The organism is Frankia sp. CcWB3, from assembly GCF_977927595.1.
This window is the reverse complement of record NZ_CDWRCK010000038.1, coordinates 7,372-22,309: the sequence shown is the minus strand read 5'-3', so window position 1 is coordinate 22,309 and position 14,938 is coordinate 7,372. Positions and strand designations below refer to the sequence as shown.

Below are 14,938 nucleotides of genomic sequence, written 5' to 3'. Positions count from 1 at the left end.
GATGAACTTCCCAAACAGGCCCTAGGGCAGCAGGGCGGGCCGCCAGGGCGGGTCAGCAGCATGGGTCGGGGAGCCAGGTCTCGGCCCAGAGGGAGAGGGCCGCGACCGTGTCTGCGAGGTCCGCTCCCTTCGCGGTCAGGTGGTACTCGGTCCGCGCGGGCGTATCCGGGACGACGGTGCGTCTGACCATCCCTTCGGCTTCAAGTTCTCTCAGCCGCACGGAACAGAGCCGGTCGGACAGGTTGGGCACCGCCGTCGTGATCTCGGAGAACCGGGTTGCGCCGGCCAGCATCGCGCGCACGATGGCCCCGGTCCAGCGCCGCCCAATGGTCTCGACGGCATGGTGGTAGCGCGGGCAGAACGAGGACAGCTCCACCCTGATCAGCCTATGCTTGCCCGCCATTAGCCGGCCCGATCCGGTAATAGCGGCTTACCTTTCGTCGGCTTATGACGTCGTGGGGCGAGGAGCCCGGGACTCGGGTGGAACCGGTCCCTGGGGCGTGTCGTCCGCCACGAACCGCAGATAGCGCTCGGCGGAGCGGCGCACGGCGGCCCGACCGCCGGCGCGGACGATCGCCTGCCAGAACGCGCCGTAGACGACCTCGAAATCGAAGGGTTCGAGGAGCGCGACCGCCCGCCGGACCGCCCCGGGCCGTTCCGGGATGTAGTTCGGGTAGCTGTACATGAAGCTCACCCACCGCCGGTCCTGCACCACCTGCAGGATGTCGCCGGAGAACAGCGCACCGCGCCCGTTCTCCCCGTCCGCCCAATGCAGGACCGTGCCACCGGCGAAGTGCACACCGCCGTTGACGAGGGTCAGCCCCGGGCCGATCCGGTGGGTGTCGCCGGACCAGAGCACGATCGCATCGCCGGTCCGGCCGATCCAGGCGGCGTCGGCGGCGTGGATGTAGATCGGCACTCCGCCGAAGGCGTGACTCCAGTCCACCATGGCGCCGTAGAAGTGCGGGTGGCTGACGGCGATGGCGCGGATGCCGCCGAGCGCATCAACCTGACCCGCGAGATCGTCGTCGAGGAAGGGCACGCAGTCCCAGAGGATGTTGCCCTCGTCCGTGCGGACCAACAGGGCCCGCTGCCCGATGGAGATCTTCGGTTCGGCGCCGACGCCGAACACGCGGTCCCCCTCGGGGCGCAGTACCCCGCGGTATCCTGCGGCCCGCAGCCGTGCCCGCGAGGTCCACCGCTGACCGTCCCAGCCGACGTACTGCCGTTCGTCCTCGCACACCGGGCAGTCGCCCCGGACCGCACCGTACTGGATCCCGCAGGTTAGGCAGATCGGCAGATCGAGACTGGCGGGATCGAGTGGCACGGGCGCTCCTGGGGCGTCACCTGCCGGTGTAACCACGGTGGAACACCGGGATGTCGCCGAGCCTATTCAGCCGCTGAAGCGGGCGACCGCGTGCATCTTGTTCATCGCGTCCAGAGCCGCGACCTTGTAGGACTCGGCGAGCGTCGGATAGTTGAAGACGCTGTCGATGAGGTAGTCGATGGTGCCGCCGCAGCCCATCACAGTCTGTCCGATGTGGACGAGTTCGGTGGCTCCTGTACCGAAGACGTGTACCCCGAGAAGGCGCCGGTCGTCTGGGCTGACCAGTAGCTTCAGCATCCCGTACGAGTCACCGAGGATGGCTCCGCGGGCCAGCTCCCGGTACCGGGCAATGCCCACCTCGAACGGGATGGCCTGCTCGGTCAGCTCGTCCTCGGTGCTGCCGACATAGGAGATCTCCGGGATCGTGTAGATCCCGATCGGCATCAGCTCGGCCCGCATGGCGTTGACGTCCTCGCCGCAGGCGGAGTAGGCCGCGAGACGTCCCTGTTCCATTGACGTCGCCGCGAGAGCGGGGAATCCGATCACGTCGCCGACCGCGTAGATGTGGTCGACCTCCGTGCGGAAGTCCGAGCCGACCTTGATCCGGCCGCGGTTGTCCGCGGAAAGGCCGGCCGCCGGAAGGTTGAGGATGTCGGTGAGCCCCTGCCGCCCGGCCGAATACATCACCGTGTCCGCCGGGAGCTTCTTCCCGCTTTCGAGCAGGGTGAGGGTACCGCCGTTGTGGCGTTCCACGGAGACGACCGACTCGCGGAAACGGAAGGTCACCGCAAGATCGCGGAGCTGGTACTTCAACGCCTCGACGATTTCGAGGTCGCAGAAGTCGAGCATCCGGTCACGGCGCTCGACGACGGTCACCTTCGTGCCGAGCGCGGCGAACATCGAGGCGTATTCGATACCGATCACACCGGCGCCGACGACGACCATCGACCGGGGCAGTTTCTCCAGGGCCAGGATCTGGTCGCTGTCGACGACAGTCCGTCCGTCGAAGTCGACCGTGTCCGGCCGCGCCGGGCGGGTGCCCGTGGCGATGATGATTCTTTCCGCCTGGATCCGGCGGTCCTCGGTGTCCTCGCCGCCCGCCCGCACGTTCACGGTGTGCGGATCGACGAAGCTGGCCAGTCCGGTCAGCAGGGTGACGTGGTTACGGCTGAGCTGGTTGCGAATCACGTCGATCTCGCGGCTGATGACATGTCTGGTCCGCGCCGAGAGGTCACCGACGGTGATGCCATCCTTTACCCGGTAGCTCGACCCGTACAGCTCACGCTGTGACATGCCGGTCAGATAAAGGACCGCTTCCCGCAGCGTCTTGGACGGGATCGTGCCAGTGTTGATGCTGACACCACCGATCATTTCCCGTTTGTCGACGATCGCGACCCGTCGGCCGAGCTTGGCCGCTGCGATCGCGGCCTTCTGCCCGCCCGGCCCGGATCCGATGACGAGGACGTCGTAGTCGAACATCGTCACATCCCCCGCAATCTATCGGTCTCCGGTGAACCCGAGGCTATCCGGCCGGACGGGTCGGGTCGGCACGTTGGCCGTGCTTGTTACGTCCATTTCTTCTGGGAAATTTCTCGGGAGTCGCTTCACCTGCGGATTATCACTCGAGGTAGGTGTCGCGAACCCGTCTGTGATGGCCGAGGTGTGCCGTCATGCCCGCCATATGTGCCGGTGTGGTTCCGGTTGAGAGCTTTTCGAGTCCAACTGGTGGGAACCTGTCGAGGACTTGCGCCGCCAGGCCGCCGGGCCCCCGCCGCCGGGCCGTCGGACCCTGCTGTCGGGCCGGGCCGTCGTGCCGGCAGGTGAAATTGAGGCACCCGCCACCCGTAACCAATCCGCCGCCGGCCCGTTAAACCTCTAGCGGGGGTCGTGGAGGCTGTCTGGGGGGTCTTCCACGGCTCCCGCCGCGCCGTCGGTCGCCGCCTGTCGGGTCGCGCTGTCGGGACGGGACACCCCCGTGGGTCACGGAGGTGTCCGGGAGACGCGACGGTCGGGGGAGAGGCCGCCCGACGAGCTTCGGCTACGGGTGGGTCATCGACAGCACGTCGAGCGCGGCGTCGAGCTGTGCCTCGGTGAGTTTGCCCGCCTCAACGTAACCGCGCTCGAGAACGACCTCGCGAATGGTCTTCTCCTCGGCGAGCGAGATCTTGGCGACCTTCGCGGCCTCCTCGTAGCCGATGTACTTGTTCAGCGGCGTCACGATGGAGGGGGAGGACTCGGCGTAGCGGCGGCAGCGTTCGACGTCGGCGACGATGCCGTCGATGCAACGGTCGGCGAACAGCCGGCTGATCGTCGACAGGATGTGGATCGACTCCAGCAGGTTACGTGCGATCACCGGCAGCATGACATTGAGCTCGAAGCTCCCGGCTGATCCGCCGAACGCGACCGCCGCGTCGTTGCCGACGACCTGGGCGACGACCTGACAGACCGCCTCGGGAATGACCGGATTGACCTTGCCGGGCATGATCGAGGATCCGGGCTGGAGGTCGGGCAGTCGGATCTCGCCGAGCCCGGCTCGTGGGCCGGACGAGGCCCAGCGCAGGTCGTTGGCAATCTTGTAGAGCGAGAGGGCGATCACCCGCAGCACGCCGGACGCCTCGACGAGGCCGTCCCGGGAGGCCTGCGCCTCGAAGTGGTTGCGTGCCTCAGTCAGGGGAAGACCGGTGCTGGCGGACAGTTCCTCGATTACCGCGGCGGAGAAGCCGGGCGGGGTGTTGATGCCGGTCCCGACGGCTGTCCCACCGAGCGGCAGCTCTCCGATCCGGGGCAGTGCCACCTGCAGGCGCTCGACGCCGAGCCGGACCGCGGCGGCGTACCCGCCGAACTCCTGGCCGAGTGTCACAGGGGTCGCGTCCATCAGATGGGTCCGGCCGGACTTCACGACGTCGGCGAACTCGGTCTCCTTGCGACCGAGCGCGGTGGCAAGGTGCTCCAGGGCCGGGATCAGGTCGCCGACGATGCCCTGGGTGGCGGCGATGTGGATCGATGAGGGAAAGACGTCGTTCGAGGACTGCGAGGCGTTGACGTGGTCGTTCGGGTGAACCGGGCGGCCGAGGCGCTCGGAGGCGAGCGAGGCCAGCACCTCGTTGGTGTTCATGTTGGACGAGGTGCCGCTGCCGGTCTGGAAGACGTCCAGGGGGAACTGGTCGTCCCAGTCACCACGGGCCACCTCCGTGGCCGCGTCGGCGATCGCCTCGGCGATGTCCGCGTCGAGCACGTCCAGCTTGGCGTTCACCGTCGCGGCGGCGGCTTTGATCCGGGCGAGCGCCGCGATGTGCGCGCGGGAGATCCGCTGGCCGGAGACGGGAAAGTTCTCCACCGCCCGCTGTGTCTGGGCCCGCCACCGGGCCGTGACCGGTACCCGGACGTCACCCATGCTGTCGTGCTCGATGCGGTATTCCTGCTCGCTCATGCGCCCGTTCTCCCGATGCTCGTCGCCCTTGACCTGTACTGCCCGTGCCCTGTACCGCACACTGGGGCCGCGTCCCGGCGAGATGCCGCCTGGACGCGGCCCCAGGGCCGACCTTAGGACATGTCGGGCCTGCCCCGCATGGCGCCTTCGGCGCAATGCGGGGACCCCTGGCATAGGGCGCCGTTCGGGGTTTCCGTTACCTCGCCTTCGGTGAGGTTCCTGGGGGAGCCTCGGGGGCCTTCGGCGTGATGCGGGGACAGTGAGAATGGCTATAGGGGAACGTCGGGGGCTTCGGCGCAATGCGGGGAAGGGCGGCTCCGACGAGTCTGGTGTGAGGGGCGGTCCGGGCTCAGCTGGCGGCGCGCTCGCGGGTACGCATCTCCCGGCGAAGCTCCGGCGGCAACGCAAAGAGAAGGTGCTCGTCCGCGGACGTGACCTCCTCCACATCGGTGAAGCCCCGCTCGGCGAGCCAGGCCATCACGCCGGTGACGAGCTCCTCCGGCACCGATGCGCCGCTGGTGACCCCGACGGTCTCGACACCATCGAACCAGCTCAGGTCCACCTCGGTGGAGTCGTCCACGAGGTAGGCGGCCGGCGCGCCGGCGTCGAGCGCGACCTCGACCAACCGGACCGAGTTCGAGGAGTTCCGCGAGCCGACGACGATGACCAGGTCGACCGCGCCGGCGATCTCCTTGACGGCGACCTGGCGGTTCTGCGTGGCGTAGCAGATATCGTCGCTCGGTGGACCCTGCAGGTGCGGGAATCGCTCGCGCAGCGCGTCGACCGTCGTCATCGTCTCGTCGACGGACAGCGTGGTCTGGGAGAGGAAGGCCACCCGCTTCGGATCGCGGACCTTCACCCCGGCGGCGTCCTCGGGCCCGTCCACGAGGTGGATGCGGTCCGGAGCCTGCCCGGTGGTGCCGACGACCTCCTCGTGGCCCTCGTGGCCAATGAGGAGGATGTCGTAGTCCTCGCGGGCGAACCGCCTGGCTTCAGAATGCACCTTGGTGACCAGCGGGCACGTGGCGTCGATTGTGCGGAGCTCGCGCGCCGCAGCCTCTTCGTGCACCGTTGGTGCTACTCCATGGGCTGAAAACACGACGGTGGCGCCGTGCGGCACCTCGTCGGTTTCGTCCACGAAGATCGCACCCTTGGCCTCCAGCGTCTTCACGACATGAAGGTTGTGAACGATTTGTTTGCGTACGTAGACCGGTGAACCGTACAGCTCTAGTGCTTTCTCCACGGTCACGACGGCTCGATCGACACCAGCGCAGTAGCCGCGCGGTTTGGCAAGAAGGACCCGGCCCATGGGTGGGAGTCTACGCGGCGGCCGGCGGCCGGGAAGTCGGCTAGGCGATGCATCACCCGATGGCGACATCGTCCGGTCCGGCCGTGACGAGGGCCGCCGACTGTTGTAGGGCGAGGCTGGAGGGCGAGGTTACGGTGCCCGGGTGGCACTGACATCGTCCCCGGAACAGCCGCTGCCGGTCCGCAGCGTGTCGCGCGCGCTGGGAGACTGGATCAACCGGCTGGGGCGAGTGTGGGTCGAGGGGCAGGTGACCGGGATCGTCCGCCGTCCCGGGATGGGAACGGTCTTCCTCACCCTGCGGGACCCGGTGGCCGACGTGTCCCTGCGGGTCACCTGCCCGCGCGCGGTGTGCGACGCGGTGGGGCCGGCGCTCGTCGACGGGGCCCGCGTCGTGGTGTGGGGCAAGCCGTCGTTCCACCCCGGCCGAGGCACGCTGGCCCTTGCGGTTGTTGAGATTCGCCCGCTCGGTGCCGGTGCGCTGCTGGCCCGGCTCGAACAGCTCAAGGCCACGCTGGCGGCCGAGGGGCTGTTCGCCGCGTCCCGTAAGCGGCGTCCTCCGTTCCTCCCGGCGGCCGTCGGTCTGATCACCGGGCGGGCCAGCGCGGCGGAGCGGGACGTGGTCGAGAACGCGCGCCGTCGCTGGCCGGCGGTGCGTATCGTGTTACGGGAGGTGGCCGTCCAGGGGCCTCTCGCGGTCGCCCAGGTCATCGACGCGCTGCGGGAACTCGACGCGCGTGCCGAAGTGGAGGTGATCGTCATCGCTCGTGGCGGCGGGTCGCTGGAGGATCTGCTGCCCTTCTTTGACGAGGCGCTGCTGCGGGCCGTCGTGGCCGCGCGTACCCCGGTGGTGTCGGCAATCGGACACGAGCAGGACACCCCTTTGCTCGATTTTGTCGCCGACGTCCGCGCCTCCACACCGACGGACGCGGCGAAGAGGGTGGTGCCGGACGTCGGTGAGCAGGCGATCGCGGTCGCCCAGCTGCGGGCCCGGGCCCGGCGGGTCGTCGAGCACCGGCTCGACCGGGAGGAACGTTGGCTGGCGGACACCCGGGGGCGCCCCGTGCTCGCAACGCCCACGCGCGACGTGGGCCGCAGAGCGGACGACGTGTCGGCGCTCCTCGCCCGTTCGCGCCGCTGCGTCCGCCACATGATAGATGTGACCGGGAACGATCTGGCCGCCACCCGCGCCCGGATGCGCGCGCTGTCGCCGGCGGCGACCCTCGACCGCGGGTACGCCGTGGTGCAGCGCACCGTGGATGGTGCGGTTGTGCGCGGGCCTGCCGAGGTTGCGGCCGGGGACGGGCTCGCCATCCGGGTGGCGGGCGGAACGCTGCGCGCGACGGTCGTGGACGGCTGAGCAGGCCCGGCGGCCCGTCGGCTGGAGGGGCCGCTCGCTCAGGAGACGCTCAGGAGATCAGGAGACGCTCAGGGGAGTGGAGTCGCCGCGGCCAGTCGAGCGCGGGCGCCGTCGAGCAGCGCCTGACAGGTCCTGGCGAGCTCCTCGCCCCGTGCCCAGAGGATCAGTGACTCCTCCAAACTCACCCCGCCGGCCTCCAACCGGCGGACGACCTCCTCGAGTTCGGCCCGCGCGGCCTCGTAGGTGACCGGTGGGGCCGGGACGCCCGGCGGGGGGACATCGGCGGAGCCCGAGGCGTGACCGGTAGGGCTGTCGTTGAATGCTTCGGGCATGGCCACCTCCGTGCCGCCTCCGTGGCCCTCTAACCTCTAGAACCCTCTATGCCTCTACAACCCTCTACAGCGAGGTCCGCTCAATCCGTGGACCGCGCGGTTCCGGGCCGGCCCCGGCGGAGCGGGGAGGCCCCCTGCCTCGGGGTGCCATCGTTTCAGGATGCCATCGGCGTTTGCGGCTCGGTCCCGGTGGGCTATCGGTGATTACGGGTTCGGCCCCGACTCAGCATCCACCGTTGGGCGACCCGACGGCCAGGGAGCACCGGCGTGGCGATTTCCCCTCCGCCTGGCCAACATGATATCCAACAAGGAACAATCATGGCTGAACCCGGTCGGTCCGGTAGAGATCCATAGTACAAGGTCACTGCACGGCGTTTCAGGTCGGTCGCGGTCCGAGACGGACCACGTCCGGCCTGGCACACTGGCCGTTACCCGCAGGACATCCAGTCCGGAGGTAGCAATGCCCGCGCTACGCCCGACGCCTCGTCGCCGGCCTCTCGGCGACCTCGCCCGAGAGTACGCTCCGCCTTCGGTTGCCGCCGTGGGTGCCGTGCCGAGGGGTGGGATGACCGGGACGCGGGGTGGCGGCGCCCACCTCGGATGGCGGATGCCGACGACGGGCCCGCTGCTACGTCGGGCGGCCGGGCTGGTCATCGGCATGGCGATTCTCATCCCGGCCGCCACCGCGCTGGAGGGTGGGGGCGAGCCACCGGCCGCAACGGCCGTCGCGCCCGCACGGCCTCCCGTCATCGCGGTCGCCGTCCAGCGATGACCGGGTTCGCGCTGACCGGGCGGCTTGCACCGACCGGGTTCCCACCGACCAGGCTCGCACCGGCGGCGCGATCAGTTCGTGGCGGCGGGAACGACCGGTCGCAGTGACGCGGCGAGGGTGACCAGATCGGCCTGATTCGCCCCGCCTTTGCCGCCTCCATCATCCACGATCACGGTGACGCCGCCGTCGGTCCGGGTGAGCGCGAGATGCCCATCGCCGTCCCGGCGTTGCTGCCAGGCGACGCCTTCCACATCGACCGTGCCGTTGGCCGGTCGGTTCCCCAGGATCCGCTGGACCGCGGTGGGAGCGTTGCTCTCGACGAAGCGAGCGAACGTCCGATGGTCGGGCCGATCGACGACATAGCCGATCGTCGCCTCGGCGGGACCACCGTCGGCACCACCGGTGGGCAGCGTCAGGCGGATGGAGGTCGGCTTCCAATAGGAGGGCAGGCCAGCCGGCCCGAGTGGGGAGTAGGGCGCCTGGCGGGCGAACGCCGCCATCGGCTCACTCGTCGCGACGACCTTGACCGTGGGCTCGTCGCTTCCGCGGGGCATGACGAAGATGACGAAGAGCAGGACACCCGCCATGACTACGGCGAGAGAGAGCGCCATGTCTCTGATCGTTTCCTGACCGCGTCGTCGTGCCACGTCCCCATCTTCCAGGTCTGAGCCCCCGGATGGGCACCCAGACCACGTCTGGGCGGCTCGCAGGGGTGGTGGTGTGTTCAGGCTCTCGCCCGGCTGGATGGCCTTATCGGGGAGCGCGGGGTGAGGAACCGGCCACGCCGGGACCTGTCGGGCAGCCGTCACGCCCCCTCCGCGTGACGGCTGCCCGATGCTTCGTTGGACGCGCGTACCGGGTTGAAGGTTGCGTGCCTCTTCGGCGGATTCGAGGTGTCGTGTCGACGACAGGCCGGATTTGCCGGACGGCCGCAGGCACACCTCCGCGGCGGGATAGGGTCATGAAGGTATATTCGGCGTCACTCTGGGCCTATCTCGGGCGCCGACGGGGCTCCCGAACTAGGCTCGGGGCCGTGTCTTCCACTGCTGAATCCTCCGTTTCCAGGCCTTCCGACGCCTCGTCCGTGCCCGACACGCTGGCCGTGCAGGGACAGGCTCCGGATCGCAACCTCGCGCTCGAACTTGTCCGGGTAACCGAGGCAGCCGCGCTCGCCGCGGCGCGCTGGGTCGGCCGTGGTGACAAGAACGGCGCGGACGGGGCCGCCGTCGACGCGATGCGCCGACTGGTCGGCACCGTCTCGATGCGCGGGGTCGTCGTGATCGGCGAGGGGGAGAAGGACGAGGCCCCCATGCTGTTCAACGGCGAGGTGGTCGGTTCGGGGGAAGGGCCCGAGTGCGACGTCGCCGTGGATCCCGTGGACGGTACGACGCTGACCTCCAAGGGGATGAATAACGCCATCTCGGTTATGGCGGTCAGCGAGCGTGGCTCGATGTACGACGCGAGCGCGTGTTTCTACATGGAGAAACTGGTCACCGGCCCGGAGGCGGCCGGGGCGGTGGATATCACGGCCTCGGTGGAGGACAACATCCGCGCCGTGGCGAAGGCCAAGGAGATCCTCCCGCGGGACGTCACCGTGGTGGTCTTGGACCGGCCCCGGCACAGCCAACTGGTCGAGCAGATCAGGGCGGCCGGCGCCCGAGTTAAGCTGATCTCCGACGGCGACGTCGCCGGAGCGGTGATGGCCGCCTCGGCGGACACCGGCGTGGACCTGCTGCTAGGGATCGGCGGCACTCCCGAGGGGATCATCACGGCCTGCGCGGTGACCTGCCTGGGCGGAGTGATCCAGGGCCGGCTGTGGCCGCGGGACGACGCGGAGTATCGCAAGGTCGCTGACCTCGGGGGCGACCCGACCCGGGTACTGTCCACCCGGGACCTCGTCGACAGTGACAACGTCTTCTTCGTGGCGACCGGCATCACGGACGGCGAACTGCTCGCCGGGGTGCGGTACCGGCCGGGCGGGGCGAACACGTCCTCGCTGGTGATGCGGTCACGCTCGGGCACCATCCGCCGAGTGGACAGCCAGCATCAGCTCACCAAGCTGCAGGCGTACTCCACCGTCCCGTTCTGAGCCGCCGCTGTCCCGGTCGCCACTCCGGTCGCAGCTCCGATCCAAGTCGCCGGTCCGGTCGGAGTTCCGTACAGTTTCCATGCTGTTCCGGTTCCGTTCCGACTCCGATCTGGTCGGGAGGTGGTCGCATGGTGCTCTACCCGCGACCTTCCGTCCCCGCGAGGGTGTTCGCGCGCCTCGACCCCCCGGGACCGCACGGCAGCGCCGCGGAGGTCCGGACGCTGGCGGGTGCGGCACGCAGGTTCCTGCGCCATCCACGGCCCCCCGTCCTGCTTGGTTGCGTGGGGACGCTTGCCGCCCTGCGGGCGGTCCGAGGCCCGTGGCGGATCCGGGACACCGGCGTCGCGGTGGCTGCCATGGCGGCGCAGCCCTTCGTCGAGTGGAGTGTGCACCGGATACTGCTCCACGCCCGGCCGGGCAGCCGGCTGGGATCGATCGGTTACCAGCTTGCCGGATACGGGCACGAGCAGCATCACCGCGATCCGACCAACCTCGACACGATGTTCTTGCGCCCCCGCGAGGTGATCAGCGGAACCGTCGCCGTCGCGGCGCCGGCGCTGCTCGGGCCGCCGTGGGCGGCGACCGGCGCGCTCTGCCTCGGGATGGGTGCGCTCGTCTACGACTGGACGCATTTCCTCATCCATACCCGGGTCCCCCCGCGCACGGCCTACTACCGGCGGTTGTGGCGAGGGCATCGTTTGCACCACTACCGCAACGAGCGGTACTGGCTCGGGGTGACCAGTCCGCTCGGTGATCTGGCCCTGCGCACCGACCCGCCGCGGGACGCCGTGGCACTCTCGCTGACCGCCCGCGGGCGGAGTACCGCCGCCACCCCGTCTGCTCAGTTTGTTCGGCCTGTTCAGTGCTCCGGCAGGGCCTGTGACGGCGAGCTGAGGCTGGGGGATGCGAGGTCGCCCGGGTCCCCGGTGCCGGTTACCGGGCCAGGATCAGGCTGACCGAGCCGGGGGGTGAAAAGATCGGGCTGACGGGCTGCGCGCCGAAACCGATGGGTGTGGGCTCGTGGCACCGTGAGAGGCGGCGCGGGCCGCCCGACGCCTTCCAACCACGCGAGAAGCCGGCTGTCGGGCGTGTTCGCCTCGACGGTCAACCGAGCGAGGGCGAAGCGGTCGTCGGCGGGATGCGAGAGGACGTCGCGTACCGCGCAGGCCGAACTGTAGCCGGCCGAGATCACAAGCTGGCGTACGGACGGGTCGTATCCGCCGAGGGGGTAGGCGAACGTGCGAGGTTCGTCCCCGGTCGCCACGGCCAGCCGACGACGCGACAGCGTCAGTTCGGCGATCACGTCGGTCCGCGCCAGCTCGTCCAGCCGCCGTCCGGTGTGACCGGATCCGCCGATTTCTATCCCGAGACCCCGTATTCGATGAAGGTCGGTCCGGTTGAAATAGCCCGGATCACCGACCCGCGAACTGGTCACGAATACCGTCGCCGTCAGACCCGTCTCGGCCAGCCGGCGGAGAGCCTTCAAGGTTTCCACGCCGCCGTCGTCGAAGGTGATGACGACCGGGTTGGCCGACGAGGTGGCCGCGCGCAGGGATGCGGCATATTTCGACACGGTGAGCGCCTGCCGGCCGGAGGCGGCGATGATGGCGCAGTGCCGCATGAAGGTCGAGAAGGGGATCAGCCGACGTCGCGGGCCGCGTGGCGGCTGCGTGTCGAGAGACCGGTAGCGCAACATCGGGATCACCGGGGTTCTCCCCGCTGAGCAGGGACTGGCGGTCACCGGGACCCGGCCGGCTCACCAGCGGACAGGACGTGCTCGCCGGAGAAAGCGTGAGACGTGCACGACAAGCGGGCCTCCCTACGTCCGCCGCCTCCAGGGGATGCGGCACCCGATAGGCCAGTGGAAGTGCGCCTGAGCGGCGGGTGCGTGATGCGGCATGGAATCTAGCACGAGCTGCGGCAATAGGTGTGGTCGCGTTGCCGGTGTTTGTCGTCGGCCGTTCCAGCTACATGCCTGTTATTGTTTTTATTGAGGGCGCGGATTTACTCATGGGTCGGTTGTGGCGGTACGGCCGACCTGGCGTGGGGAACTGGCGCGGGGAAGCGGCGGTCCGGGCCTACTATGACCGGCGTCGGCGCTCGGCGGCCGACTGCGAGAGGGAACGTTGCCGCTCGCGGCGCGCCACCTGGGCGCGGCGACCCCGGAAGAGCGCGATGACGGCCACCAGGATGAAGGCCGTCAGCAGGATCGGAGCGTGAAAGATCATCTCCGAGCCGACGTCGATGGCCTTGTTGCGCAGGCCGGAGCTGCCGTCCCCGGCCGCGGGGTTCAGGTAGCCGACGCCGAGGGCGATGAGCGCGTAGGCGAGCGGCGGCATGATCACTACGCCGATGAGGTCATCCGCATGCACGCGGACCGCGGCGAGGACGCACGAGCCGATGAACAGCACGCCGAAGGCGAACTTCAGGGAACCGAAGATCGCGGAGTCCACGATGGCACCTAGCCCACCGAGGACGAGGACGAGGATGCCGGTGCCGAGCGCGGTGAGGCCCCGGCGGCTGCCCGTGAACAGCGTGGGCGGCGGCCCACCCGCCCGACCGCGCGAGCTGCGGGCGTACAGATCGTCATGCCCGCGAGCGCGTGCGGATCTGTCCGGCGGTCCGGCCGACTGCCGGTGAGGCGGCACACTCACGAAGGCAAGGTACCGCCCGCAGATTTCCAATGCGTCAGGGCGATGCGCCAGACATGCGCATCAGCTCTCGTATTTGAGCTTTCGGTGTCGATCTCACTGCTTTCCGTTGCTTAAGCCTCCTTATGCTAGTCGTCTGCGTCTCATCTGACCGGATCTGCGCCGTCAGAGGTCTGATACCCGGCATCGACTCCGAGGTCCTCTATGGCGCCACCCCGCCCGGTCGTCGCGCCCTCCCCGGTACTCCTCAGGAGCTCGGCGGCGGACAGCGGCCGCACGCCGGTCTCCACCGGAACCGGACTGGGGAGCCCCGCCTCGACGACTTCCATGGCCGCGAGCCGGCGGGCAGGGGTCAGCACCCGGCTTTCCAACGAGCCGACGGTGGCGTTGAAGTCCCCCACCGCCCGGCCGAGCGAGCGACCGAGGCGATCGACGTGTTCGCCCAGGGTGCCGAGGCGGGTGTAGAGGTCGCGACCCAGCTCGAAGATCTCTTTCGTCCGTGCGGTCAGCGCATCCTGAGTCCAAGCGTGGGCGATGGTGCGCAGCATGGCGATCAGCGTGGTTGGGGTAGCGATGATGACTTTCTTGCCGGCGGCGTGTTCGAGCAGGCCGGGATCGTGATCGAGGGCAGGGGCCAGGAACGCCTCGGCGGGGACGAAGAGCACCACGAACTCCGGGGACGACGGCAGCCGCCGCCAGTAGGACTTGGCGCCGAGGCCGTCGACATGCGCACGCAGATGGCGGGCGTGGGCGGCCATCCGGCGCGCGCGATGGTCCTCGTCCGTCGTGTCGGCGGCCTCCAGGAACGCGCTGAGCGGAACCTTCGCGTCGACGACCACGTTGCGGCCACCGGCAAGATGGACGACCATGTCGGGCCGTTGCGGGCCGTCGTCGCCCTGGATCGTCATCTGCTCGGTGAAGTCGCAGCGGTTGAGCATGCCGGCCACCTCTGCCACCCGGCGCAGCTGCATCTCGCCCCAGGCACCGCGGGTCTGGGGCCGGCGCAGCACGGTCACGAGCGCGGCGGTCTCCGACCGGAGGTTCTCCGACGCCTCACGGGCGAACCGCACCTGCTCGACGAGCGCCGCGTAGGCCTCGGTGCGCGCGGTCTCCAGCTCCCGCAGCCGGTCTTCCATCCGCCCGAGGGCCTCCCGCAGCGGCGTCACCATGCTCTCGACCGCCGAACGACGGGCGTCGAGGTCGCCGCGGGCACGGGCGCCGGCCTCGTCCAGCCGGGCGGAGGCCAGCTCCACCAACTGACGGCTCGCGCCCTCCAGAGCCTGCGCGGACAGCGCTCGGAAGCTCTCGGCGAGCCGGTCCTGGCTCTGCTCGACCAGCGCCACCCGCTCGGCCGCCGCTCGCTGCTCGTACTCCAGCGCGGTGCGCAGGCTGGACACGTCCGACTCGGCCAGCATCGCGCGCTCGGCAGCGGCGGCGGCGGCCTCCCGGGCCTGGTCGCGCTCCCGCATGGCGGCGGCGTGCGCGGCCGTGAGCGCGGCGACCCGCGGATCGGCGAAGCGGCGCGCGGCGGCGAATCCGCCCATGGCGCCGAGAGCCAGCCCGATCAGGGCCAGCAGCGCGCTGGTCGTGTCCACGGGAGAGAGGCAATCACGGCCCTCCGACAGTTTCGCGCGGTTTCGCGGCGAGTCGGTCCCCGGCGGGGCCCTTCCC

Annotated in this window: 14 protein-coding genes; 4 read left to right on the top strand and 10 right to left on the bottom strand. The window is 69.6% G+C overall.

Annotated features, from left to right (window positions below; all coding sequences use genetic code 11):
- Positions 1-52 precede the first annotated feature (52 nt).
- The 5 genes from ACY5KJ_RS05230 to ACY5KJ_RS05210 all read right to left on the bottom strand — a co-directional run bounded on the left by ACY5KJ_RS05230 (position 53) and on the right by ACY5KJ_RS05210 (position 6,066).
- Positions 53-403, bottom strand: coding sequence for a winged helix-turn-helix transcriptional regulator (locus tag ACY5KJ_RS05230; protein WP_462187137.1), 351 nt, complete (start codon positions 401-403; stop codon positions 53-55).
- A gap of 42 nt (positions 404-445) precedes the next feature.
- Entirely contained in the window at positions 446-1,327 is an 882-nt protein-coding gene (locus ACY5KJ_RS05225) for an MBL fold metallo-hydrolase (protein ID WP_462187138.1), read from the bottom strand.
- Between the two features lie 66 nt (positions 1,328-1,393).
- On the bottom strand, positions 1,394-2,806 hold the full coding sequence (gene sthA, locus ACY5KJ_RS05220) for a Si-specific NAD(P)(+) transhydrogenase (RefSeq protein ID WP_462187139.1): 1,413 nt from the start codon (positions 2,804-2,806) through the stop codon (positions 1,394-1,396).
- 559 nt (positions 2,807-3,365) lie between these two features.
- Positions 3,366-4,757, bottom strand: a complete 1,392-nt coding sequence (locus ACY5KJ_RS05215; protein ID WP_462187140.1) for a class II fumarate hydratase — start codon at positions 4,755-4,757, stop codon at positions 3,366-3,368.
- A 349-nt stretch (positions 4,758-5,106) separates the two neighbouring features.
- Positions 5,107-6,066, bottom strand: a complete 960-nt coding sequence (locus ACY5KJ_RS05210; protein ID WP_462187141.1) for a 4-hydroxy-3-methylbut-2-enyl diphosphate reductase — start codon at positions 6,064-6,066, stop codon at positions 5,107-5,109.
- 142 nt (positions 6,067-6,208) lie between these two features.
- Between ACY5KJ_RS05210 and xseA the strand changes: the two genes are divergently transcribed.
- Positions 6,209-7,423: an exodeoxyribonuclease VII large subunit gene (gene xseA, locus ACY5KJ_RS05205; RefSeq protein ID WP_462202889.1), complete on the top strand. Its 1,215-nt coding sequence runs from the start codon at positions 6,209-6,211 to the stop codon at positions 7,421-7,423.
- Positions 7,424-7,491: 68 nt separating this feature from the next.
- On the opposite strand, the gene ACY5KJ_RS05200 is transcribed toward xseA, so the two are convergent.
- On the bottom strand, positions 7,492-7,761 hold the full coding sequence (locus tag ACY5KJ_RS05200; RefSeq protein ID WP_462187144.1) for an exodeoxyribonuclease VII small subunit: 270 nt from the start codon (positions 7,759-7,761) through the stop codon (positions 7,492-7,494).
- A 559-nt stretch (positions 7,762-8,320) separates the two neighbouring features.
- On the opposite strand from ACY5KJ_RS05200, the gene ACY5KJ_RS05195 reads away from it, so the two are divergent.
- A complete protein-coding gene (locus tag ACY5KJ_RS05195) occupies positions 8,321-8,527 on the top strand; it encodes a hypothetical protein (protein ID WP_462187145.1) in 207 nt (68 codons plus the stop codon).
- 71 nt (positions 8,528-8,598) lie between these two features.
- On the opposite strand, the gene ACY5KJ_RS05190 is transcribed toward ACY5KJ_RS05195, so the two are convergent.
- Positions 8,599-9,174, bottom strand: coding sequence for a DUF4245 domain-containing protein (locus ACY5KJ_RS05190; protein ID WP_462187146.1), 576 nt, complete (start codon positions 9,172-9,174; stop codon positions 8,599-8,601).
- A gap of 437 nt (positions 9,175-9,611) precedes the next feature.
- On the opposite strand from ACY5KJ_RS05190, the gene glpX reads away from it, so the two are divergent.
- On the top strand, positions 9,612-10,616 hold the full coding sequence (gene glpX, locus ACY5KJ_RS05185) for a class II fructose-bisphosphatase (RefSeq protein ID WP_462187147.1): 1,005 nt from the start codon (positions 9,612-9,614) through the stop codon (positions 10,614-10,616).
- A gap of 128 nt (positions 10,617-10,744) precedes the next feature.
- Positions 10,745-11,572 carry a sterol desaturase family protein gene (locus ACY5KJ_RS05180; protein WP_462187148.1) on the top strand — a complete coding sequence of 276 codons (828 nt, stop codon included), beginning with the start codon at positions 10,745-10,747 and terminating at the stop codon, positions 11,570-11,572.
- Here the strand turns inward: ACY5KJ_RS05180 and ACY5KJ_RS05175 are convergent.
- From ACY5KJ_RS05175 to ACY5KJ_RS05165, 3 genes are all read right to left on the bottom strand, one after another.
- Positions 11,476-12,312, bottom strand: coding sequence for a polysaccharide deacetylase family protein (locus tag ACY5KJ_RS05175; protein WP_462187156.1), 837 nt, complete (start codon positions 12,310-12,312; stop codon positions 11,476-11,478). The genes ACY5KJ_RS05180 and ACY5KJ_RS05175 overlap by 97 nt on opposite strands.
- 385 nt (positions 12,313-12,697) lie before the next feature.
- On the bottom strand, positions 12,698-13,264 hold the full coding sequence (locus ACY5KJ_RS05170; protein ID WP_462187157.1) for a DUF6542 domain-containing protein: 567 nt from the start codon (positions 13,262-13,264) through the stop codon (positions 12,698-12,700).
- 146 nt (positions 13,265-13,410) lie between these two features.
- Positions 13,411-14,862 (bottom strand): DNA recombination protein RmuC, encoded by a 1,452-nt coding sequence (locus ACY5KJ_RS05165; RefSeq protein WP_462187149.1) that lies wholly within the window; start codon positions 14,860-14,862, stop codon positions 13,411-13,413.
- Positions 14,863-14,938 lie beyond the last annotated feature (76 nt).